Annotated in this window: 21 protein-coding genes; 13 read left to right on the top strand and 8 right to left on the bottom strand. The window is 72.2% G+C overall.

The genetic code is table 11. The features are described from left to right. Positions 1-8: 8 nt before the first annotated feature. The 12 genes from MZC64_RS34540 to MZC64_RS34485 all read left to right on the top strand — a co-directional run bounded on the left by MZC64_RS34540 (position 9) and on the right by MZC64_RS34485 (position 11,875). Positions 9-203, top strand: a complete 195-nt coding sequence (locus MZC64_RS34540) for a ubiquitin-like protein Pup (protein WP_185006662.1) — start codon at positions 9-11, stop codon at positions 201-203. A 57-nt stretch (positions 204-260) separates the two neighbouring features. Beyond that, complete coding sequence (gene prcB, locus MZC64_RS34535) at positions 261-1,115, top strand: proteasome subunit beta (RefSeq protein WP_247763799.1); 855 nt, start codon at positions 261-263, stop codon at positions 1,113-1,115. Positions 1,116-1,167: 52 nt separating this feature from the next. Continuing rightward, the gene (gene prcA / locus MZC64_RS34530) at positions 1,168-1,962 is read left to right on the top strand and encodes a proteasome subunit alpha (RefSeq protein WP_247763797.1); all 795 of its coding nucleotides are present in this window, start codon (positions 1,168-1,170) and stop codon (positions 1,960-1,962) included. 4 nt (positions 1,963-1,966) lie between these two features. Next, positions 1,967-2,920 (top strand): phosphotransferase, encoded by a 954-nt coding sequence (locus tag MZC64_RS34525; protein WP_247763796.1) that lies wholly within the window; start codon positions 1,967-1,969, stop codon positions 2,918-2,920. Between the two features lie 143 nt (positions 2,921-3,063). Continuing rightward, the gene (locus MZC64_RS34520) at positions 3,064-3,255 is read left to right on the top strand and encodes a DUF1918 domain-containing protein (RefSeq protein WP_247763794.1); all 192 of its coding nucleotides are present in this window, start codon (positions 3,064-3,066) and stop codon (positions 3,253-3,255) included. A 200-nt stretch (positions 3,256-3,455) separates the two neighbouring features. Continuing rightward, entirely contained in the window at positions 3,456-3,851 is a 396-nt protein-coding gene (locus MZC64_RS34515; protein WP_247763792.1) for an FHA domain-containing protein, read from the top strand. Next, positions 3,851-4,933 carry a serine/threonine-protein kinase gene (locus MZC64_RS34510; RefSeq protein ID WP_247763791.1) on the top strand — a complete coding sequence of 361 codons (1,083 nt, stop codon included), beginning with the start codon at positions 3,851-3,853 and terminating at the stop codon, positions 4,931-4,933. Before MZC64_RS34515 ends, MZC64_RS34510 begins: the two co-directional genes overlap by 1 nt. Beyond that, positions 4,930-6,474 (top strand): hypothetical protein, encoded by a 1,545-nt coding sequence (locus MZC64_RS34505; protein ID WP_247763790.1) that lies wholly within the window; start codon positions 4,930-4,932, stop codon positions 6,472-6,474. The genes MZC64_RS34510 and MZC64_RS34505 overlap by 4 nt, the downstream gene beginning before the upstream one ends. Continuing rightward, a complete protein-coding gene (locus MZC64_RS34500; protein ID WP_247763789.1) occupies positions 6,474-7,964 on the top strand; it encodes a hypothetical protein in 1,491 nt (496 codons plus the stop codon). Before MZC64_RS34505 ends, MZC64_RS34500 begins: the two co-directional genes overlap by 1 nt. A 29-nt stretch (positions 7,965-7,993) precedes the next feature. After that, positions 7,994-8,515, top strand: a complete 522-nt coding sequence (locus MZC64_RS34495; protein WP_247763787.1) for a hypothetical protein — start codon at positions 7,994-7,996, stop codon at positions 8,513-8,515. Further along, positions 8,508-11,015 (top strand): Hsp70 family protein, encoded by a 2,508-nt coding sequence (locus tag MZC64_RS34490; RefSeq protein WP_247763785.1) that lies wholly within the window; start codon positions 8,508-8,510, stop codon positions 11,013-11,015. Before MZC64_RS34495 ends, MZC64_RS34490 begins: the two co-directional genes overlap by 8 nt. Further along, positions 11,012-11,875, top strand: coding sequence for a lipopolysaccharide assembly protein LapB (locus MZC64_RS34485; protein WP_247763783.1), 864 nt, complete (start codon positions 11,012-11,014; stop codon positions 11,873-11,875). The genes MZC64_RS34490 and MZC64_RS34485 overlap by 4 nt, the downstream gene beginning before the upstream one ends. A gap of 1 nt (position 11,876) precedes the next feature. Here the strand turns inward: MZC64_RS34485 and MZC64_RS34480 are convergent, their stop codons facing one another. Continuing rightward, the gene (locus MZC64_RS34480) at positions 11,877-12,227 is read right to left on the bottom strand and encodes a DoxX family protein (RefSeq protein WP_247763781.1); all 351 of its coding nucleotides are present in this window, start codon (positions 12,225-12,227) and stop codon (positions 11,877-11,879) included. Positions 12,228-12,288: 61 nt separating this feature from the next. Between MZC64_RS34480 and MZC64_RS34475 the strand changes: the two genes are divergently transcribed. Next, on the top strand, positions 12,289-13,182 hold the full coding sequence (locus MZC64_RS34475) for a LysR family transcriptional regulator (RefSeq protein WP_247763779.1): 894 nt from the start codon (positions 12,289-12,291) through the stop codon (positions 13,180-13,182). Here MZC64_RS34475 and MZC64_RS34470 read toward each other — a convergent pair. The 7 genes from MZC64_RS34470 to MZC64_RS34440 form a co-directional block, all read right to left on the bottom strand. Then, positions 13,170-14,534, bottom strand: coding sequence for a choice-of-anchor Q domain-containing protein (locus MZC64_RS34470; RefSeq protein WP_247763777.1), 1,365 nt, complete (start codon positions 14,532-14,534; stop codon positions 13,170-13,172). The genes MZC64_RS34475 and MZC64_RS34470 overlap by 13 nt on opposite strands. Positions 14,535-14,574: 40 nt before the next feature. Then, the gene (locus tag MZC64_RS34465) at positions 14,575-15,609 is read right to left on the bottom strand and encodes a serine hydrolase (RefSeq protein WP_247763775.1); all 1,035 of its coding nucleotides are present in this window, start codon (positions 15,607-15,609) and stop codon (positions 14,575-14,577) included. 15 nt (positions 15,610-15,624) lie between these two features. Beyond that, positions 15,625-16,080 (bottom strand): Clp protease N-terminal domain-containing protein, encoded by a 456-nt coding sequence (locus MZC64_RS34460; protein ID WP_247763773.1) that lies wholly within the window; start codon positions 16,078-16,080, stop codon positions 15,625-15,627. A gap of 2 nt (positions 16,081-16,082) precedes the next feature. Continuing rightward, on the bottom strand, positions 16,083-16,313 hold the full coding sequence (locus MZC64_RS34455; protein ID WP_247763771.1) for a helix-turn-helix domain-containing protein: 231 nt from the start codon (positions 16,311-16,313) through the stop codon (positions 16,083-16,085). 235 nt (positions 16,314-16,548) lie between these two features. Beyond that, positions 16,549-17,526, bottom strand: coding sequence for an alpha/beta hydrolase family protein (locus MZC64_RS34450; protein WP_247763770.1), 978 nt, complete (start codon positions 17,524-17,526; stop codon positions 16,549-16,551). A gap of 105 nt (positions 17,527-17,631) precedes the next feature. After that, positions 17,632-20,079: a LuxR C-terminal-related transcriptional regulator gene (locus MZC64_RS48940; RefSeq protein WP_247763769.1), complete on the bottom strand. Its 2,448-nt coding sequence runs from the start codon at positions 20,077-20,079 to the stop codon at positions 17,632-17,634. 54 nt (positions 20,080-20,133) lie between these two features. Then, positions 20,134-22,482 (bottom strand): NB-ARC domain-containing protein, encoded by a 2,349-nt coding sequence (locus MZC64_RS34440; protein WP_247763768.1) that lies wholly within the window; start codon positions 22,480-22,482, stop codon positions 20,134-20,136. Positions 22,483-22,492 lie beyond the last annotated feature (10 nt).

Here is a 22,492-nt window from a genome sequence, read left to right as displayed (position 1 = left end):
GAGGCGAAATGGCACAGGAGCAGGTCCAGAAGCAGGGTGGCGGCGACGGCGACGACGAGTCGGCGGAGGCTGGCGGCGCTGGTCAGGAACGTCGGGAGAAGCTCGGCGAGGATGTAGACGCGATCCTCGACGAGATCGACGACGTCCTGGAGGAGAACGCCGAGGACTTCGTGCGCGCCTACGTGCAGAAGGGCGGGCAGTAGCCCCGCTCGTCCACCTCTGTCCCAGCCGCACACCGCACCAGGAGACGAAGACAGCCGATGGAGAACACGTCGGCCCGGAACTACCCGGGCGCGGCCCTGCACCCTGCCTACTTCGCGCCGGGGGCGGTGTCCTTCAGTGAGTTTCTTGGCCAGGCGGCGCCCGATCTGCTGCCGGGCCGGCGTTTTCCGCCGGAGGCACCGGTGACGGGCGCGGTCACGCATGGCACCACCATCGTGGCCGCGACCTTCAAGGGCGGTGTGCTGCTGGCCGGCGATCGCCGGGCCACCCAGGGCAACATCATCGCGCAGCGGGACATCGAGAAGGTCTTCGTCACCGACGACCACTCGGCCGTCGGCATCGCCGGTGTGGCCGGACTGGCCGTGGAGCTGGTCCGGCTCTTCGCGGTGGAGCTGGAGCACTACGAGAAGATCGAGGGCGTCTCGCTGTCCCTGGACGGCAAGGCCAACAAGCTGGGCACCATGGTCCGGGGCAACCTGGACGCGGCCATGATGGGCCTGGCCGTGCTGCCGCTGTTCGTGGGCTTCGACCCCGACGCGGCCGACCCCGAGCGTGCCGCCCGGATCGTCTCCTACGACATCACCGGCAGCCGCGCCGACGAGCATCAGGGCTATCACGCCATCGGCTCCGGCTCGGTGTTCGCCAAGGCCGCGCTGAAGAAGAAGTTCGACCCGGCCGCCGACGCGGACACCGCGGTGCGCACCGCGGTCGAGGCGCTCTACGACGCCGCCGACGACGACACCGCCACCGGCGGGCCCGACCTGACCAGGCGGATCTACCCGATGGTCGTGACCATCACCGCCGAGGCGGGCGCCACCAAGTGGACCGAGGAAGCCACCAAGGCGGTGGCCGAGGCGGTCGTGCAAGGCCGGATGGCCAACCCCGGCGGCTGAGCCGTCTCCGTAACCAGCCCAGTCGTCGACACTCAAGCCGGGAGTTACCACCGTGACGATGCCGTTGTACGCCTCCGCCGAGCAGGTGATGCGGGACCGGTCGGAGCTGGCCCGCAAGGGCATCGCCCGCGGCCGCAGCGTGGTCGTGCTGACCTACACCGACGGTGTGCTGTTCGTGGCGGAGAACCCCTCGACCACCCTGCACAAGGTCTCCGAGATCTACGACCGGATCGGCTTCGCCGCGGTCGGCCGCTACAGCGAGTTCGAGGCGCTGCGCACGCTGGGCATCCGCTACGCCGACGTGCGCGGCTACGCCTACGACCGGCGTGATGTCACCGCGCGGGCGCTGGCCAACACCTACGCCTCCCAGCTGGGCACCATCTTCACCGAGCAGCTCAAGCCGTTCGAGGTGGAGATCTGCGTGGCCGAGGTCGGCGAGACCGCCGAGACCGACCAGCTCTACCGGCTCACCTACGACGGCTCGATCAGCGATGAGCCCAACTACATGGTGATGGGCGGGCAGGCCGAGGCGATCAGCACCGCGATGAAGGACGCCTACCGCGAGGGCATGACCCTGGCCGAGGCCGTGCCGGTCGCGGTGACCGCGCTCAAGGCCACCGCCGCCGCGCCCGCCAGGGTCGGTTCCGCGGCCGCGGCCAGTGACAAGCCCAAGGAACTGGGTGTGAAGCTGCTGGAGGTCGCGGTGCTGGAGCGCACCCGGCCGCGGCGCAAGTTCCGCCGGATCACCGGTGCGGCACTGGAAGCGCTGCTGCCGCCCGCGGCGGAACCGGCGGCCGAGCCCAAGGCCGAGACACCGGCCGAGGGCAACGGCGAGGATTCCAAGTAGCCGTGTGAGCGCCCCGATGGCCAGGGTCGATCTCGCCGCGATCACCGCGCTGCTGGACGACTACGGCCTGCCGGGCGCCACCCGGCCGCGGCTGGTCCGCTCGCACACCAACGACGTGTTCCTGCTGACCCACCACGGCCAGCGGTATGTGATCAAGGTGTACGGGGCGAGCTGGCGCACCGCGCCGGAGGTCGCCTGGGAGGCCGCGCTGCTGGCGCACCTGGCCGACCGGGGCGCCGCGGTGTCCCGGCCGGTGCCGCGCCTGGACGGCGCGCCGTGCGGGATGGTCAGCACCGCGGCCGGGCAACGCTGTGTGCTGGTCACCGAGTACGTGCCCGGTGAGCAGCCACGACGGCCGTTCACCTCGACCAACTACCGGGATTTCGGGCGGGCACTGGCCTGGCTGCACGAGGCCACCGCCGGATTCGACCGGACCGAGGGCGCCCGCCCGTACGACCTGCGCCGCACCCTGGAGGAGCCGGTCGCGCTGATCCGCGGCCACCGCCCGCGGCGCGCGGACAAGACGTTGCTCTCCCAGGTCACGGCCGCCTGCCGGAACCGGCTCTCCGAGTTGGCGGGGCAGGGCCTGGACTTCGGCATCTGCCACGGCGATGTCAGCATCGACAACGTGGTGGTGGACCAGGACGGCCAGTTCGCCTTCTACGACTTCGACCTGGCCGCCCCCGGCTGGCGGGCCTGGGACCACGTCCGGCTGTACCGCTTCGACCGGTCCAGCCGCAGCGACCTGTGGGACTACTTCCACCAGGGCTACGACGAGGTCCGCCACCTCACCCCGGCCGACCTGGCCGCGCTGCCCTACCTGGACCTGGTCGAACAACTCTGGTCCACCGCACTGGAACTGACCCGGCGGGTGCTGCCCACCGGCCCGCGCGCCACCGCCGCCTACCTCGACGAGCGGCTCACCCAGCTCCGCCGCTCCTGGGACACCCTGCGCTGAGCGTGCGTGTGCACGCAACCACTCTGACCTGCTGGTTCACCCCATGAGGGCCTGTGGTGCCGCTGGGGCACAGGCGATGCTGAAAGCACGTCACCCACCGCCAGGTCACCTACCGCCACATCAACCACCGCGAGGGAGTAGGCATGCGCGCCAGCATTGGGGATCAGCTCACCGTGCACGGCCGGATCGTCGGCACCAGCAACCGGGTCCTGGAAGTGGTCGAGGTGCTCGGCGCCGACGGCACCCCGCCCTACCGCGTCCGCGCCGAGGACGGCCACGAGTCGATCATGATGCCCGGTCCGGACTGCGTAGTGCGGCCGCGCACCGAGCCGTGAGTCCGCCACCGGCCGCTGTCCCGTAGCTGCCAACCCCCTGTCCCGGCGCCGCCGTCCCGGGAAGGCTCCCGGCGGTGCGGCGGCAGACTGCCCGCACTGAAGTCGATGCGGATTCGATGTGGCTCGCCTGGTCCCCGGTGTCATCGGGTTCCGGCAGTCCGTCACATCGGCCGAGGCTCGATGCGGGAGGGGGCGCGGCGGTGAGCGGAACAAGGCTCCGGGTCCGGTCTCCGCAGCGCTGGGTCGGGCGGTTGCACTGCACGCTCGACCTGGCGCTGGGATTGTGGTCGGTCACCGACAACGACAGCGTCAACGGCACCCTGCTGCGCCGGGACGGCGGCACCCGCAGGCTGCTCGGCCGCAGGCAGCTGCGGCACGGCGACCGGCTGCTGATCCTCGGCGAGATGACCCCGGAAGGCGAACCCTCCTACTGGGAACTGACCTTCATCGACCCGCACGTCACCGGCCCCGCGCCGCTGTCCGGGCCCACCGCCGGGCCCTACCTGCGCTACGACTGGGCGCGGCCGCGGATCCTGGAGACGGTGACCCGGATCGGCTACCGCCTGCGGGTCTCGCCGGACCGGGGCGCGGACTGATGGGCCTGCTCGCGCCGGGCGATGTGGTCGGCGACCGCCTGGTGGTGCAGCAGCCACTGGGCCAGGGCGCCTACGCCGAGGTGTACCGGGTGTGGCACGAGGTGCTCGGGCGGCAGGCGATGAAGGTGTTCAAGCACCTCGCCTCGGACGCGGAGACCCGCAAGCTGCTCGGCGAGGCCCAGCTGCTGTCCCGGCTGGGGCACCCCAACATCGTGCGGGTCTTCGACGCGGGCATGATCCGCACCGCCGAGGGCGTGCGCGGCTACTTCACCATGGAGTACCTGCCCGGCGGCAGCCTGCACCGGCTGCTCGGCGAGTACACCAACGGCGTGGTGCCACTGGATGTCGCGGTGGACGTGATCGAGCAGATGACCGCGGGCATGGTGGCCGCGCACCAGCAGGAACCCCCTGTCCTGCACCGGGATCTGACCCTGGCCAACGCGCTGATCGGCTTCGACAGCCGGGGCAGGCGGCGGGTGCTGCTCAGTGATTTCGGCCTGTCCAAGCACGCCGATCCGGTCACCCAGCTGGCCAGCGCGCAGGGCACCTTCGCCTTCATGGCCCCGGAGGTGCAGCGGCTGCTGGGCTACTCGCGGGCCAGTGACGTGTGGTCGCTGGGCACCATCGCCTACGTCCTGCTCACCCACCACTTCCCCTACTCCGACGGCGGCAGGCTGGACTCCTTCTCGCTGTCCCGCTTCGACCGCCCGGCCCGCCCGCCGAGCCACTTCAACGACACCGTCGACCCCGAACTGGACCGCATCGTGCTCGCCACCCTGGAACTCGACCCGCGGCAACGGATCAGCCACGCCATGGAACTCGCCGAGCGCCTGCGCGCGCGGCACGCCCCGGCCACCCCGCCCCGCCGCCCCGAACCCCCGCCGCGACCGCCGGAGTGCGACCACGGCCCCGAACACGCCGCCGCCCAGACCCAGGCGACCAGGGCGCTCGCGCTGGCCCGGCGACCCGGTGGGCTGGCCGAAGCGGCGGCCGAACTGGACCGGGCGGTGCGCCGCTGCCCGTGCGCGCGCAGGCGGCACGGCTACCGGGTCGAGCTGTGGCGGCGGGGGGTGGTGATGTGAGCGCCCCCGACCGCGCGGGCAGCGCGAGCAGGCGGCTACTGGCCGCGGCCGGACCCGAGGTGTACCTGCGCAACCCGTTCCGGGTCACCGGCCTGCCCACCGACGCCGCGGCCAAGGTGCTGCGGCAACGACGTCAGCTGCTCCAGCTCCGGCCGGACGGCGCCGCCGACGCCCGGCTGCCGCTGCCGGAAACCGCTACGCCACAACAGGTCAAGGCCGCTTTTGAGGTGCTGGAGCAGCCGGAGCAGCGGTTGATCGCCGAGCTGTTCTGGTGGTGGGGCGAGCCGGGGGAGTGCGGCTGCCCGGTCGAGATCCATCAGGCGCACGACGACGCGATCCGCGCGCACGCCGAGATCCTGGACCTGGAGGCGGCGCTGGCGGTGCGCGGCGAGGACCGGGTGGACCGGTGGACCGACGCCGCCGACGCCTGGCTGGACGCGGTGGAACAGGACGCGTTCTGGCGGCACCTCGCCCACCGGATGCGGGCGCTGCGCGACCGGCGGCTTGACGAGTCCACTGTGGACGGTCTGCGGGCGGTGATCGGGCAGGCGCTGCTGGAGCCGCAGGTGGCCTTGGCGCGCACCAGGCAGGAGCCGGTGCTGATGGAACTGCTGGAGGTGTGGGATCTGGACGGGGACCTGGTCTACGACGCCAGGCTGCGCGCGGCCGAGCCGGTGCTGGACCGGACCAAGGCGTTGACCAGTGCGCTGCGCGAGCAGCTGGACCGCGGGCACAGCGGTGCGGCGGCCGAACTCGCGCTCAACGAACTGGTGCCCATGGTGGACCTGCTGGAACGCGCGGTGCCCGCCGACCGGTTCCGGCGGGCGGCCCGGGTGCGCGATCAGGCCGCGGTGCTGCTCAACAACAGCGCGCTCGCTCTGGACGACGATCGGAACCAGCGGCAAGCCAGGCAACTGCTGGAACACGCCATCCGGCTGGCCATCGACCCGGATACCCGGCGCCGCATTGAGGAGAACCAACAGGCACAGGTCAGCGAGTCGCTGCACGGGCAGATCGAGGCAGCGATCACCCTGGTCAAGGTGGGCAACCACCTCGGGGCGGTCAAGCGGTTGCGGGAACTGCGGGCGAAGGCCGTCGCCCCCGGGGACATCGCGCTGCTGGAGAGCTTGCTCGCCCAGCTCGGGCGGTCCTGGTTCACTGCCGGCCCGGCGCCGGTCCGCCGTCCGCCGCGGTCCGCCGGGTGGCTGGCCCAGGCGGCGGTGTGCCTCTGGTTCGTCGCCGGGCTGACCTGGATCGGGGCCGCCCTGGGCATGGCTTCCCGGGACCTCGGGATCGCGACCGCGCTGGTGTCGGTACTGCCGGTGACCGTGGTGCAGGCCGACTGGTTCCGGTACGGACCGATGGCCAGCTGGAGCCGGGTCGGCGCCGTGGTGACCGGGCTGGTCCCGGTGGGGGTGGTCCTCGCGGTGCTGTGGGGTGGCCAGGGACCGGCGATGTTGCTGACCGCGCTGGGCGCGTTCCTGCTCGCGCTGGTGGCGACCGTGCCGCTGGGTCAGATTGTGCTGTCGGTGATGGACTGATGACCGGCCTGGACCGGGCCGGGACCGCGGCCGCCCGGCTGCACGCGGTGGCCCGCGCCGACCTCTACCGGCAGAACCCCTTCCTCCGTACCGGTGTGCCGACCGACGCGCCAGGACGGCTGGTGCGGCAGCGACGGCAGCAGGCCCTCACCGCGGCGCCGGATCCGTTGCTGCGGGCCGCTTTCGACCTCCTGGAACAGACCGAGCAGCGCCTGGTCGCCGAACTGTTCTGGCACTGGGGCGAGCCGGGGGACTGCGGTTGCCCGGCCGAGGCGCACCGGCTGCACGACGCGGCGATCCGGGCGCACGCGGAGATCCTGGACCTCGAAGAGCAGGACGCGGTGCGTGGACCGGACCGGGCACGCCGGTGGACCGAGGCCGCGCGGGCCTGGGCGGAGGCGTTGGCGCACCAGGACTTCTGGGGGCACGTCGGGTACCGGGTACGGGCATTGCGGGACCGGCGGCTTGACGAGTCCACTGTGGACGGTTTGCGGGACGGGTTCGCGGCCGCGCTGCTCGGGCCGCAGGTCGCCCTCGCCGCCGCGAACCGGGACGCCGAGCTGATCGCGCTGCTGGAGGTCTGGGCGGTCGAACCGGAACTGGCCGACCAGGCGCGTGTTCTGGCGGCCGAGGCGGAGCTGGTCCGCGGAGAGGCGCTGCACGAGGAACTGGGCGCGTTGCAGCGGGCGGAGGAACCGGCCGAGGCCGGGCGGCGGGCGGTGGCCGAGCTGATCCCGTTGCTGGACTGGCTGGACATCGCGTTGCCGCGGCGCCGGTTCTGGCGGGCGGACCGGTTCCGGGACTCGGTCGCGGTGCTGCTCAACAACTGCGCGATGGCCGAGGGCGTCGAACTGGCCCAGACGGAGGAGTTGCTGGCCGCGGCGGTGGAAGTGGCCGTGGACAAGGACACCAGGACCGCCATCGAGCAGAACCGGGCCAACCTGGCCGAATCCGGGGTGCTCCGGCAGGTGCACACCCTGCTCAACGCCAACCGCTTCGCCGACGCCGTGCGCGAACTGCTCCAGCTCCGCGCGGTGACCACCGAACCCGCTGACCGCGCGGCGATCGACGGGCTGCTGGACGAGGTCAACCGGGTCTTCCTGTCCACCAACGGACCCAACGACGAATCAGCCAGGGCCGGGGTCCAGTCGGTCAGCGCGCTGATCCTGTTGTGCCTGGCTCTGATCCCCACCGTGGCCTACCTGATCCTGCCCGCCGGCCGCGAGGTCGGACCGGTGGTGTTCCTACCGACCGTGTTGCTCGCCCCGGTGCTGATGACCGTGGTGCACACCCGCTGGTTCCTCGGTGGCCCAGTGCAATGGCAGGTCGGCTGGGGCTGCCTGGTCAACTTCCTCGCGCTGGCCGCCCTGGTGCTGGTGGCGATCTTCATCGACTGGGGCGCGGTGCTGGTCGCCTGCATCGTGTTCGCCGTCATCGGCAAACCGGCCAGGGCGGCCGGCCGGTTCCTGGCCAGGGTGATCCGGCGATGAGCCCCGGCAACCACAGTGAAGGAGTCAGCATGAGGTGGCGCCGGTTCCGCGCCGGACTGCGGCAACACCGCCAGCACCGGCCGTTCCGCATAGCCGAACCCGCCTGGGACGCCGCCGATCGGACCCGGCTGACCGAGCTGGCCGCGGAACTGACCGCCGTGCTCACCCAGCCGCCGCCGCGGCAGCAACCACCGCTGGCCGAGCGGGACCTGGCGGTGGCCGCCACCCACCTATGGAAGGCCCGGCGCAAGATCTACCGGTCCGAGGCGGACACCTCGCGGGAGGGCCGCCAGATCGCCCGCTTCCTGCGCACCGTCCAGGAATCCCTGGACGCGGCGGGCGTGCGGATCCAGGACCACACCGGCGTGAGCTACAACGCCGGACTGTCCCTGGAAGTGCTGGCCTACGAGGAGAACCCGGAGGTCACCGGCGAGGTGGTGACCGAGACGGTCCGGCCCTCGGTGTACGTCAACGAAAAACGGATCCAGATGGGGCAGGTCCTGGTCGGCTTTCCCCCGGCAGACGGCTCAGGGGAGGCCAATCATGAGTGACACCATCGATTTCGGCATCGACCTCGGCACCACCAACAGCGCGATGGCGGTCTTCGCCGACGGCGAGGTGACGGTGATCAAGAACAACGAAGGCTGGGACTACACGCCCTCGGCGGTGTGGATGAGCCGGGCGGGCGAGGTGCGGGTGGGCAGGCGGGCCAAGGAACGCCTGGTACACGCCAAGGACTGGGCCAACGTGCACCTGGAGTTCAAACAGGAGATGGGCCTGGCCGAGACCAGCCGGGAATTCCCGGCGGCCGGGGTCAGCCTCACCCCACCAGAACTCTCCGCCAGGGTGCTGCGCTCGCTGCGCGCCGACGCCGAGCACCAGTTGCGAGCCGCGCCGGCCGCCGCGGTGATCACCGTGCCCGCCGCGTTCCGGTTGCACCAGAACGAGGCCACCAGCGCGGCCGCGGCACTGGCCGGGTTCGGCGCCTGCCCGCTGGTGCAGGAACCGACCGCGGCGGCCTTCGCCTACGGCTTCCAGAACGCGGGCGAGGACGCCTACTGGATGGTCTTCGACTTCGGCGGCGGCACTTTCGACGCCGCCGTGGTCAGCACCTACGAGGGTGAGCTGCGGGTGCTCGACCACGCGGGCGATCCGCATTTGGGCGGCAAGCTCATCGACTGGGCCATCGTGGATCAGGTGCTCGCCCCCGCCGTGGCCCGCGAGTTCCGGTTGGACGGCTTCACCAGGGACAACAAGGCGTGGCTCGGCAACTTCGCCAAGCTCAAGCACGTCGCGGAGGAAGCGAAGATCGCGCTGTCCCGGGAGGAGAAGGCCACCCTGGAAGTCGACCTGGTACTGGCCGACGGCAGCGAGCGGAACTTCGAGTTCACCCTGCGCCGGGACGAGGTGGACCGGATCGCCGAGCCCTTCTACGTCAACGCGATCAGCCTGTGCCGGGGCGCGCTGGCCAAGGCCAACCTGGACACCGACGATATCGACCGGCTGCTGCTGGTCGGCGGCGCGACCCTGGCGCCCGGCCTGCGGGCCCGGCTGGCCGATCCAGACCTGGGCCTGGGCATCGAGCTGGACCACAGCCAGGACCCCACCACCGTGGTCGCGCGTGGGGCGGCGGTCTTCGCCAGCACGGTCCCGGGGGAACCGGCGCTCGCGGTGCCGGTGGCCGGGCAGTTCATCCTGGACGCCGAGTACCCGCGCACCACCGGCCTCACCGAGGTGGCCGTCGCCGGACGGTTCCGCACACCCTCCACAATGGACTGGGACGGGTACGAGGTGGTGCTGGACAACCCCGCCGGGCAGCCGCCGTTCTGCACCCCGAACCTGGCGCTGGACAGCAACGGCGGCTTCCTCACCGAGGTTGTGCTCGGCGAGCAGACCACCTCCACCTTCACCGTCTCGCTGATCAACCCGGCCGGCCACCGGGAAACGGTGACACCAAAGGAGATCAGCATCCGGCACTGGCTCAACGAACCCGGCGGCACCGTGCTCACCAACTCCCTCGGCCTCGGCCAGGCCGACGGGACCTTCCACGCCATGCTGGTCAAGGGCGCCCGGCTGCCCGCGGTGGCGCACGAGACCTTCCAGACCACGGTGGCCTTGCGCCGCACCGACGCCGAGGCACTCATCCGGATCCCGATCGTGGAGGGCGAACGCGGCCGCGCGGACCGGAACATGCGGGTCGGGATGATCGAGATCCGGCCCCGGGACGTGCGGCTGGACCTGCCCATGGGCACCGATGTGGAGATCACCTTCGAGGTCGACGAGAACCGCAGGGTCGGTGTGATCGCCGAGGTCCCCCTGGTGGACGAGCAGTTCGAGGCGCAGATCGACCTGTCCTCGGTGCGCGCACCCGAGGTGGCCGAACTGGAACGCGCGCAGGCCGAGGTCGAGACCCGGCTGGCCGAACTGCGGGCCGACGCCGACCGCGCGGGCTCCTCCGCCGCCCGCACCCGGTTGACCGAACTGGAACAGGGGCGACAACTGGAACAGGCCAGATGCGAGGTCCGGGCCGCGCACACCAGCGCGGGCAGTGCCGCGGCGGCCGATCAGAAACTGCGTGAGATCCAGGCGGTGCTCGACGAGGTGGAGACCGACGTCCGGCTGCCCGCCCTCCTCGCCGAGCTGACCACCGCGATCAGCGCGCTGCGCGAGATGGTCCGCCAGCTCGGCGACGCCGAGGACCGCGCCGAACTGGCCGAGATCGAACGCCGCGCGGAAATCGCCCGCCGGGACGGCGATCCCGGCGCGGTCGAGGAACTGCTGAGCCGCCTGGGCGACCTGGAGATCCTGCTGCTGCGCCGGGACGGCACCCTGGACATCCAGGTGTTCCACTACTTCCGGCAGAACGCGCACCAGCTCACCTCCCGGACCAGGGCGCGGGAGCTGATCAGGGAAGGCGAACAGGCCATCGCCCGCAACGACCTCGGCGCGCTGCCCGGGGTCAACCAGCGCCTGCGCGGGCTGATGCCGGCCACCATGTCCGACCCGCGCGGCGGCGTGCAGGCCCGCAACGGCCTGGGCGGCAAGCGATGACCGCCGCGCTGACCGAACTGACCGCCGCCCTGGCCGCCGCCGAAGCCGCCGCGCTGGCCCGCGCCGGCAAACCCGCCGAGGCGCTGACAGTGCTTGCCGCCCAAGCGGATGACCAGCCGGTGGTGCTGGACCTCCAGGCTCGGGTGCACGCCCAGCTCGGCGACCTGGCCGCCGCGGACCGGGCCTGGAAACGGGTCCTGGAGCTGCGGCCCGAGGATCCGGCTGCACTGGCCGGGTGCGCGTTGATCGCGGAGATCAGCGAGGGCAGGCGGCGGCGGAAACCGGTGCCGGTGCTCGCGCTGGGTGGGGCGGCGGCGGCCGTGCTGGTGGTCGCCGCGGCGGTGGTGCTGCCGATCGGACTGTCCGGCCAGGCCGAGGTGACGCCGATGGCGACCGCCACGTCCAGCCCGCCGGTCTCCTCGACCCCGGCGCCGCCCACCGCCGCCACTGACCCTCGGCTGGCCGGACTGGCCGAAACCCTTGCCGCGCCCGGGACCCAGGTGCACCGGGCCGGGCGGGAGCTGCGGATCGTGTTCGCGGATGGGCTGTTCCAGCCGGGCGGCAACCGGTTCACCGCCGCCGGTCGCCGGGCCCTGGCCGAGTGGGCACAACGGTTGCGCGGTACGGCGGTGCGGGTCACCGTGCTGGGCCACGGGGTCGCGCTGCCCGGCGGACCGGCCAGTGGCGGGTCCACCGTGGCGCTGGGCCGGGCGAGCGCGGCGGCCGCGGTGCTGGCCGGGCCGGGGCTGCCGTTGAGCGCCATCACCGTGGCCACCGCCGAACAGACCGAGGCCCCGTTCCACGGTCCGGAGGCGGCGGCCCGGAACCGGACCGTGGTGGTGGTCGTCGCGCCCGGCTGAGTCAGCGGGCCAGGTCCAGCACCAGCGTGGCCACCGCCAGGGCCAGGAAGGCCAGTGGCGCGGCGATGTTGTGGAACACCCTGGCCCGCAGGTGCACCAGGCTGGCGCCCAGGAAGAACAGCGTCAGGCCGATCGCCGCGGCCAGGCCGAGCGGGCGGAAACCGAGCAGGCCGAGCACGAGCCCGGCCGCGCCCGCGGCCTTGAGCAGGCCCAGGGGCAGGATCCAGGACGTGGGCAGGTTCAGCTCGCTGGAATTGGCCCGCACGAACTTGGCCCCGGCGAAGTCGGCGATGGCGGCGGCGGTGTTGACCAGGATGGTGGCCAGGGCGAGCAACAGGTAGGCGGTGGACATGCGACCAGCCTCCCGGCGAGTCCGGGTGCGCGTCCAATACCCGCGTCCATAACCTGGTGGCATGGATGTGGACCTGCGGTTGCTGCGCTACTTCGCCGCCGTGGCCGAGCACGGCACGCTCAGCCGGGCGGCCGAGCGGCTGTATGTGTCCCAGCCCGCGCTGACCAAGCAGATCCGGCGCCTGGAGGACCAGCTCGGGCTCGCGCTGTTCATCCGGTCCCGGGCCGGGATGGCGCTCACCGAGGCGGGCCAGGCCCTGGCCGACCGGGTGCCCGGCCTGCTCGCCGGGTGGGACGAGGTGCTGCGCGAGACCAGGGACGTGGCCGGCCGGGCGGCCAGGGTGCTGCGGGTGGGATTCATCGCCAGCGCGGCCAACGAGGCCACGCCGCGGATCATCGCCGGGTTCAGCGCGTTACGGCCGGGCTGGCGGGTGGACATGCGCCAGGCATCCTGGTCCAATCCGACCGCGGGCCTGGCCACCGGCGAGGTGGACATCGCCTTGCTACGCCTGCCTTTTCCCGGTCAGGAGGTGTTCAGGGTGGCCGAGTTGTGCACCGAACCGCGCTGGATCGCCCTGGCCGCAACACATCCACTGGCCGGCCGGGCCGAGATCGACTTCCGCGAGCTGTGGGACGAGCCGTTCGTGGCCGCCCCCGCCGAAACCGGGCAGTGGCGCGATTATTGGCTGGCCGCCGAGGAACGCGAGGGCCACCCGGTGCGGATCGGCGCGGTCACCGACCAGCCCGACGACTGGCTCAGCGCGATCGCCAACGGCTACGGCATCGCCCTGGCCCCCGAATCCAGCGCCCGGTTCTACGCCCGGCCCGGCGTGGTCTACCGGCCGGTCACCGGGGTGAGTCCCACCGTGGTCGGCGTCGCGTGGACGCCCGCGGCCGAGGCGAACCCGGTCGTGCAGGACTTCCTGCGCTGCGCCCTGGAAGCTCAGAACTCATAGGCCCCAACGTCATACGGCAGCGTGCGGGACTGCCGGTCGGCGTCGATCGCGGGCGCGTCCAGCACGGTGCCCGCGTCGATCGCCGGACTGCCCGGCTTCAGCCGCACGTCGTGCGTGGCCTGGTCGACGAAGTAGCGGTCGTAGGCCGTGCCGACGGTGATGTTGTTGCTCTGCCTGGAGTTCACCGCAGCGCCGATGTTGAGCTGATGCACCAGGTTGTTGCGGATCACGTTGCGCTCGGCCGGGTTCCCGCCCTTCTCCGGCATGATCCGCAACTCGCTGGCGTTGCCCAGCGGGCCGGGCACGATGGTGTTGTTGACGATTCGGCTGTCGTCGATCCCATACAGGGCAAGGGCGAGGCCGACCTCGACCAGGACCACGTTGTTCTCGACGGTCCAGTTCCGGTACGGTCCGTCGAAACAGCCGATGCCCTGGGTGGTGTACTTCCCGTTGTACTGGAACGGGATCCGGGTGTAGCGGGTGCCCTGGCGGCTGAGGAAGACGTTGCCGCGCAACACCACATCGGCGATCTCGGTGAAGCTGCCGTCCCCGCGATAGCTCTGGAACATGTCCCGGTGCGGCGGATCGTCCTCCATGCCGGGCGGCACCACCGCGTAGCTGTTCACCGCCCGGTTGTACTCGACCACGCACCCGCTCACCTTGCAGCGGAAGGCATCCTCCCAGAAATGCTCGACCCGGTTGCCGCGCACCACCGTCCCGGTCCCGCCCGCCCCGGCCTTGGAGGTCCGCTCCACCATCACTCCATTGCGGACATTGCGGATCCGGTTGTCCAGCACCAGATTCCGCGCCCCCGACACCAGCACCGCGGTGCCACTGCGGCCGACCCAGTCGTTGTTGCCCCACTCCGCGGCCACGGCGTCCGGGGCCGCGCGCAGCTGGGAGTCGCGCAGGGTGTTTCCGGTGGCGCCACTGTCGAACTGGACCAGGTTGCCATTGCCGAACGCGCCACCCGCCTCCGAAGGCGACACCAGCACCCCCGACACCGTCCACCCGGTGGCGCCCGACTGGAACCGCAGGCCGCGCAACCGCGGGGTGTGCCCCGCCTGCGCCCGGATGGTGCGACCGCCCGTGGGAACGCCGCCGTGGACGACCGGGGTGCCGTGGTTTCCGGTGCGCAGGTACAGGATGTCGCCCGCGGCGAAGACGCGTCCCGAGGCGAGGACCTCCTCCAGGGTGCGCCAGGGCGCGGCGGAGGTGCCGGGGTTGGTGGGGGAGCCGTGCACCGGGTCGAGGTAGAAGGCAGTGGCGGTGGGCCCGGCGAGGGCGGGCGGCGCGGTCACGGTCAGCAACAGGGTGGTTGCGGCCAAACACGCGCGGAATCGCACGGCCATGGGGCCTCCTTCACGCTGGGCGGAGTGGGAGGCTACCGGTTCAGCGCGTGACGGGGCAGAGCTGAGTGGAGATCACTTCGGTGACGATGCCCAGCGGCGAACCGGTGGGGTGCTCGGCCCAGTCGCCGTTGACATTGGTCGAGATCACCCGCGAGCCGTCCCGGCTGCCGTAGGTGTAGGACCAGGAACCGAAAATCGCGCCACCCATGCCCCAGACCGTGCCGCCGGGCAGCCGGATCGAGGAGATGCCGAGGCCGTATTCGGCGTCCGGGATCCAGTCCGGCGCGGCCACCGTGTCGAACATTTCTCGTTGCCGGTCAAGGGGAAGCAGCTGACCGGCGAGCAGCGCGCCGAAGAATCGGGTCAGGTCGCCCGCGCTGGAGATCAGGTCCCCGGAAGCCCAGAACGGGGTGTGTCCGAGATCGGTGGCGTCGTGGATCGGCGCGGCCGGATCGGTCTGGAACAGCTTGGTGTAGTGCCGGGAATGCGGTCCGCGGATGGTCTCGTCCTCGGGCTGGGGCTGGTAGGTGGCGGTGAGCCCGTGCGGTTCGGTGATGCGCTTGGTGAGCTGCCCGGCCAGGGTGTCGCCGGTGACAGCCTCGATCACGAGTCCGGCGAGCACGTAGTTGGTGTTGCAGTAACCCCAGCCGGTACCGGGGGCGAAGTTCGGTTCGTGGGCCATCGCGACCGCGACGAGTTCCGTTGGGGTGTAACGATCCTTGGTGCTCAGTGCGGCCTGGTCGTCGGTGTGGCTGAACAAACCGCTGGTGTGGTTGAGCAACTGGCGCAGGGTGATCGCGGATCCGTTGCGCACCAGGCCCGGCAGCCAGTGCTCGACGGTGTCCGCCAGGGTGAGCAGGTTCTCCGCGGCGAGTTGCAGCAGCACGGTGGCGACGAAGGTCTTGGTGGTGCTGCCGATGCGGAAGCGGTGCGTGGGTAAGCGCTTACCGCCAGTGCTGGTATCGGCGGTGCCCGCGGTGGCGAACTGGCTGCCGTCGGGGGAGTGGGACTCGGCCAGGATGCCGGGCACTCCGCCCTCGGTGATGGCACGGTCCAGGACCGGTTGGAGCTGCATGGTGTCCTCTCGGGTTCAGGCGGTCTGGCGACTGAGCTGCTCGGTCAGTCCGGCGCGGTCGATCCCGGCCAGCGCGAGCGCCCTGGGCACGGTGCCGACCTCGGCGAGCAGCACGCCGAGCGTGATGTGCGCGGGCCGCAGGTCTTTCTTGCGTTTGGCCTGGGCGAATCCCCGCTCCAGCGCCAGTTTCGCCGAGGCGCCCACCTTGTTCGGCCGGTCCGGGCTCGGCGTGGACCGCAGGTCGAAGGCGGCGCGGTCCACCCCGGCGGCGGCCAGGCTGTGCGCGAACTCGGTGTCCAGGGCGGCCCGGATCGCGGCCCGGTCCAGCCCGGCGGCGGCGAGCACCGGATCGGGTTCGGCGGCGATGGCCAGCAACAGGTGCTGGGCCTCGATGGTGCTGCCCGCCTCGGCCTGGGCCTCCTCGGCGCCGCGCAGGATGATCCGTTGCAGGTAGTGGTCGATGGCGCTCATGATCAGCGTCTCCTCAGCGTGACCCCGGCGGCGATGAGCCGCTGGGCGTGTTTCTTGTGCACGGCCTGCCGGGTGATGCCGAGGGCCTCGGCGACCTGGGGCCAGCCCCAGCCCGCCCGCATGGCCTCCTCGACCGCGGCGTCCTCCAGCTGATCGGCCAGTCGGCGCAGGGCCACCACGGCCGCCAGTCGGTCGGCGGCCTCGGCGGAGGCCGGAAGCGGGGCATCGGGCATGTAAGCAACCCTAGTTGACTAATCCGAACGTAGTCAACCCAAGTTGCTTGCGCTGGATCGGCTACTCCGCACTCCCGTACCACTTGGCCCAACTGGTACGCCAACTTGGGCAAAGTCGGCGTACCAGTTGGCCCAACTGGGCGGGAACCGCGTGAACGCCGAACCGGGCGTAGCCGAGGCAGCGGCTACGCCCGGTTCGTGACTGACCCCGATTCCGGGCAGGGTCAGGCGGTGGTTACCTGGGGCCCCAGAGCACGTTGCGCATGGTGGGGAGTTCGCGGCGCAGGCCGAGGTCGCCGACGCAGACGATGTTGTGCCCGCAGTCGATCTCGACCATCCAGCTGTTGTGGATGCCGTTGGCCAGCAGGTGCTGGTGGAACTCATACGTCAGCCGGTGCGCCTGCTGTTCCAGGGGATCGCCGCCCCAGCGGGTGCCCGCGTAGAGCACGGTGTGGATGTCGCGCAGCGCGCCGACCCGGTGCCAGGGGTTGTTGAAGTTCCAGGAACCGTCGAGCGGGCCGCCGAACGGTCCGTCGGCGGGCAGGCCCTCCAGGGGCAGCGAGCCGGTGACCGCGGCCCGCATCCGCGGGTCCTCCAGGTTGTAGCCGCCGGAGAAGCCGACCACCATGCGGAACAGGTGCGGGCGGTGCACGGCGTGCCGGATCGCGGTGAAGGCGCCCATGGAGAAGCCCGCGATGGCGCGGCCTTCGCGTTCCCGGATGGTGCGCAGGTTGCGGTCGATGAACGGGATCAGCTGGTCCAGGTGGAAGGTGTCCCACTGCTGGACGCCCGCGGACTGGTTGACCCAGTTGGTCGCCCAGCCCGCGCGGCCCGCCTCGGCGGTGACCACGATGAACGGGAATCCGGCGGTGATCGCCTCGACGTTGGCCTCACGGTGCCAGTTGCCGGGGCCCTGGCCGCGGCCGTGGTACAGGTAGAGCACCGGGTAGGCCAGGTTGGGGTTGTGGCCCTCGGGCAGGGTCACGATGATGTCGTGCGACTGGCGGAAGTGCGTGGTGTTCTTGTCCACCGCGCCGGTGTTGATGCTGACCACGGTGGAGCGGTCGGTGGTGTGCGCGACGTTGAGCACGTCGATGCCGTCACCCGAGGTGAACCACGGCCGCGAGGCCTGGCTCGCACTGGCTGGCGCGCCGGCCAGGGTCGCCACCAGTGCGACCACCACCAGCAGGACGGACTTGCGTAGGCGGGACATGCGTTTTTCTCCCCTTGGGTTGAAACAGGGGGACAGCACACCAGCACGGGTGCGGGAAAACATCGGTAGGAGTGCCGATATCAGTCGGTTCAGGCGGGCGGGCGCTCAGTCGCGGCGCTGGAAACCTAGAGCAACCTCGACGCGGGTGGCATAACCGAGCTTGGCGAGCACCCGGGACACGTGCGAGTGAACCGTGCGCACCGAAACGACCAACCGGTCGGCGACCTCGCGGTTGCTGCGACCCTCGGCGAGCAGTTCGGCCACCCGGTACTCGGCCTCGGTGAGCGCCGCCCAGCCGTGTTTGGGCCGGCGCCGGGGCCCGGTGGCGCCGCGCCGGACGCCGTGCGCGCGCAGGGCGGCGGTGGCCCGGTCGATATCGCCGGTGGCGGCCAGGCCGGTGTAGTGGGCGATGGCCTGCTGGTAGGCGGCGCGGGCGGCCTCGGGTTCGCCGGAGGCGGCCAGCACCCTGGCCGCGTCCTCGCCCGCGCGGGCGGCCGCGATCGGCGAGCCGTGCTCGGCGAACTCCTTGGCCGCGGCCAGCAGCAGGTCCACATCGCCGTCGACCATGCCCTGGCAGTACAGCAGCGCGCCGCGCTGGCCGACCGAGTCGTCGCTGGTCCAGCGGTGCATGGTGGCCACCATCCGGGCAGCCAGATCCTTGTCCCCTGCGTTGACCGCGATCCGCACCACCCGGGCGCCGACCCCGGTGACCGAGTGCCCGTGGTGCACGCCAGCTCCGCCGTCGGCCAGGGTGCGCACCAGTTCCAGGGCCAGCGCGGAATCGCCTTCCAGGTCGGCGAGCATGGCGCGGGCGGTGAGCACGTTGTGCTCGTAGAAGGCGGCCACCCCGCGGCAGGCGGTCGCTTCGGCCTGGCGGACGTGCTCGCGGGCGGCCGGCAGGTTGCCGCGGTGCATGGCCATGATCGCGGCCAGGCCGTGCAGTGGCCGGGCCATGCCGTAGGCGTCGCCGGGCGGTGTCAGGGCCTGGTCGACCTCGGCCACGGCCTCGTCCCAGTGGCCGCGGTTGAACGCGGCCAGTGCCCAGGCGGTGCGCTGCCAGGCCAGGTAGCCCGCGCCCAGGGTGGTGGCCACCGGTCGGGCGGCGGCCAGGGTTTTCAGCGCTTCCGGGTCCTGCCGCAGGTCTTCCACGGTGCCCCGGATCAGCTTGCCGAGCAGCCATTGCGCCGGGTCGAGCACCTCGATGTCCAGGTTGGCCTCGGCCTGTTCCAGGAGTTCGAGGGCGCCGGTCAGGTCGCGGCCGAGCAGTTTGCCGATGGCGTTGAGGTTGAGCAGCGCGACCGCGACTACCGGGTGGTCGGCCGCGGTGGCCTCGGCGTGCCCGGCCGCGGCGATCGCGCCGGCCAGGTCGCCGGCGAGCAGGCAGCCGAACGCCTCGATCGCGGCCAGGGGCCCGTCCCGGCGTTCGGGGCCGAGTGCGGCGAGCACCGCGTCCGGGTCGAGCCGGGCCAGGCCGACCCGGGCCAGGGTGGTCCGCAACCGTTGGCGCAGCGGCAACGCGACCCGGGTGGCGAGTCCGGCGGCGGCGACCCGGTGGGCCTGCTCCAGGTGTCCGGACCACAGCAGTGCCTCGGCCAGCGCGGCGCGCAGCGGGTGCAGTTTGGCCGCGCCGGGCGGCAGCCAGTGCACGGCCTGGGTGAGCAGTTCGACCGCGGCCGGGGTGGGCGCCGCGGCGAGCCGGTCGGCGTGCCGGACCAGCCAGGACACCGTCCAGGCGGTCATCGGCAGCCCGGCGAGCTGCTCGGCCACCGCGGTCGGCGTGCTGCCCCGGCGGGCCAGTGCCCTGGCGACCTGGCCGCGCATGCCGACCGAGGTGCTGGCCAGGTCGGCGCGGACCAGCGGATAGCGCAGCCAGACCTGGCCGGCGTGTTCCCGGACCAGGCCGAGCGCGGTCAGCCTGCCCAGTCCGGAGAGGACCTCGGCGGCGGTGCGCGCGCTCACGGCGCCCAGTTCGTCCACGGTGGCGGGTGCGGGCAGCAGCGCGGCGCAGCGCAGCAGGGTGGCGTCCGGTCCGGCCAGTCCGGTGGCCCAGGCGGCGACCCGCGTGGCCCGATCCGGACTGTCCACTGTGGACAGAAGTAGTGGATTGCCGCCCGCGGCCTCGGCCAGTGGTGATTCGCCCGCGATGGCCCGGACCGCGTCCCTGGACAGCGGTTCCAGGTCGTGCACCAGGGCGATCCGGTCCAGGGCGGCGAAGCGGGCCGGGTCGTGGCCGCGGTGCCGGCCGGTGATGACGCGGAGTTCGCGGTCGGCGAGTTCGTGCAGGGCGAGCAGGGTGGCGTCATCGGCCCGGTGCAGGTCGTCGACCACGACCACGGCGGGGTGCGGCCAGTCGGGCAGACCGGCCGAGAGGGTGGTCAGGCCGGTGGGCAGCACCGGGATCCGGCGGACCGGCAGGCCCTCGGCGCGGGCCGCGGCCAGGGCGGCTTCCAGGAGGGTGCTGACGCCGAATCCGGGGTCGGCCCGCACCATGACCAGGCCGTTCCGCGTCCCGGTTAGTAGGCGGAGCGACTCGTCCCGACCGTAGATCCGCACAGCGTGGTCCCCCTCGCGCGGGATCTTATCGAGTGCCGCGACCTGGGGTGGTGATCAATTGAACTCTCGATAGTCGTCCCCGGCCGGGGCGCAGCCGCAGCCACCACCGCCGCAGCCCTCGCCGCCACCGTCACCACCGCCGTCGTCGCCGCTGTCCAGGCCGCCCAGGTCGAACACCGGTTGCCGGACCGGAGCCTGTTCCCGCTCCGGGCGTTCCGGTTCGCCGCCGGTGCCGGACAGGTCCGCGGCGAGGGTCTGCTCACCGGGGTCGGCGGGCACGGTGGGCCACAGGTCCCGCGCGGCGATCAGGGCCACCGGCACGGCCACGTACTCGGCTACCTGCGGCCGCAACCGCCTGGTCAGCCGCTGGTTGCGCCACCAGCGGACCGGGTGGATCCGGGGCAGGGCCCGGCTCCCGGGCGGCAGTTCGGCGGTGGCGGCCCGCCAGCACCGCCGGGCCCGCCAGGGCCGGTGTCGCGCCAGGGCGAGCAGGCCGAGGTTGAACCAGGCCAGGGCGCGGTACCGGTGTGGTGACTCGATGAGGTCCAGCACCGCGCGGTAGCAGTCGGCGGCCGCCTCGCCTTCCGCGCACTGCTGGCGCAACACCCCCTGGTGCAGCCGGGAGCGGGCCTGGCCGAGCCGGTCGCCGAGGTCGGTGAAGATCGCCAGGGCCTGTTCGTGGCAGTCCAGGGCCTCGCTCGCGTGGGTGCGCCCCCACAACCGGCCCAGATGCTCCAACGCGTGTGCCAGCTGGCGTTGTTCGCCACGGTCCCGGTAGGCGGTGACCGCGGCCTGGAAGTGCGTGATCGCGAGGGCGGTGCGGCTGCTCTCCTGGCTGGTCAGGCTCATCAGCCGGTCCACCGCCTCGTCCGCGCCGCTGGTGTCGCCGAGGAGGGTGCGCAGGATCTCCGCCGCGCCGTAGCTGTCGGCGGCCCGGTGTGCTTGGCCGCCGAGCCGGTAGGCGTCACCCAGGCTGATCGCCACCCGCGCCGCTACCGACCGGTCGGTAGATCGACCTGCGGCGGTGCGGGCGAGCAGGTGGGTCTGCACCCAGTCGTCCTGCCTGCCGCGCAATTCGAGGACGTGCCGCAGCGCCAGGGCCAGGGCGACCGTGTCCTCGTCCAGCTCGTGCGCGTGCGCCAGTTCGACGATCGCGGTCAGCACCAGGCGGTGCTCGTCCAGCCAGCGCAGCGCCTGCTCCGGACTGGCCCGCCCGCCGCGGTTGCGGGTGGTGGCGTCGGCGGCCTGCGCGGCGAGCCGGTAGTGCCGGACCAGCCGGGCCACCGCGGCCTCGGCCACGTCCTCGGCGTCCTCGGCGATCCGGAGTTCGGCGGCGAATTCGTGGAGCAGGTGCGGCAGCCGGAAACCGGTGCCGTCCGGGGTGATCAGGTGCGCCCGTCGCAGTCCGGCCAGCCAGGTCTCGGTCTCGGCGGCGGTGCCCGCGCACAGCACGGCGGCGGCCTCGGGCGCGATCACCGGTCCCGGGTGCAGGCCCAGCACCCGGAACAGGTACTGCTCGGGTTCGGGCAGCCGCTGGTAGGAGTGCCGCAACGCCAGCCGCACGTCGAGTTCGCCAAAGGTGAGCTGCGCCAACCGGTTCTCGCTGCTCAGCCGGTCGGCCAGATCCTGGGCCAGTCGATGCGGATCGTCGACCAGGATCGCCCCGGCCACGGTGAGCGCCAGCGGGAGGTGCCCGCAGGCCACCGCGATCTCTTCCAGGGCCGCCCGCTCGGTGGCCCGCTTGTCCCCGGGCCGGGCGGCCAGCAGAGTGGCCGACAGCAACTCCACCGACTGCTCGGTCGGTAGTTCGGCCACGGTGAACTGCCGGGCTCCGGACAGCGTGGCCAGGGTCTGCCTGCTGGTGATCAGGCAGCGGTGCCAGCTGTCGCTGAGCAGCAGCCCGCGGACCTGCTCGGCCGAGGCCGCGTTGTCCAGCAACACCAGCAACGGTCCGGCGAGCAGCCGGGCGCGGCTGCGGTAGAGGAACCGGCGACCGGTCAGACCGGCCGGGATGTCCGGCGGGCTGATGCCCAGCGCCCGCAGGAACGCGCCGAGCGCGGCGTGTTCGGTCACCGGGTCGCCGTCGTCATGGCCGCGCAGGTCCACGTACAGCGCGCCGTGGAACCCGCCGTCCGCCATCGCCTGGTGCGCCGCCCGCAGCGCCACCGCCGTCTTGCCCACCCCCGGTGGCCCGGCGAGCACCGCGACCGAGGTCCGGCCCAGCATCAGCACCTTGGTCACCGCCGCCACCTCGGCCGCCCGCCCGGTGAACGGTTCCGGGGCCGCGGGCAGTCCGGCCAGCGCCTCGGGCGCGCGGCCGGGCAGCACCACCTGGTCGATGCGCTGGGCCTGCACGACGTTGCCGTGCACGGGCGCGTTGACCTCGTTCCTGGTGTCGGCCACGCCCCTGGTT

Origin of the sequence: Crossiella sp. S99.2 (assembly GCF_023094165.1) — a bacterium.
In the GTDB taxonomy this organism is placed as follows: Bacteria; Actinomycetota; Actinomycetes; order Mycobacteriales; family Pseudonocardiaceae; genus Crossiella.
Note: the sequence above shows the minus strand (reverse complement) of the source record. Positions and strands in the feature narration are given on the sequence as shown.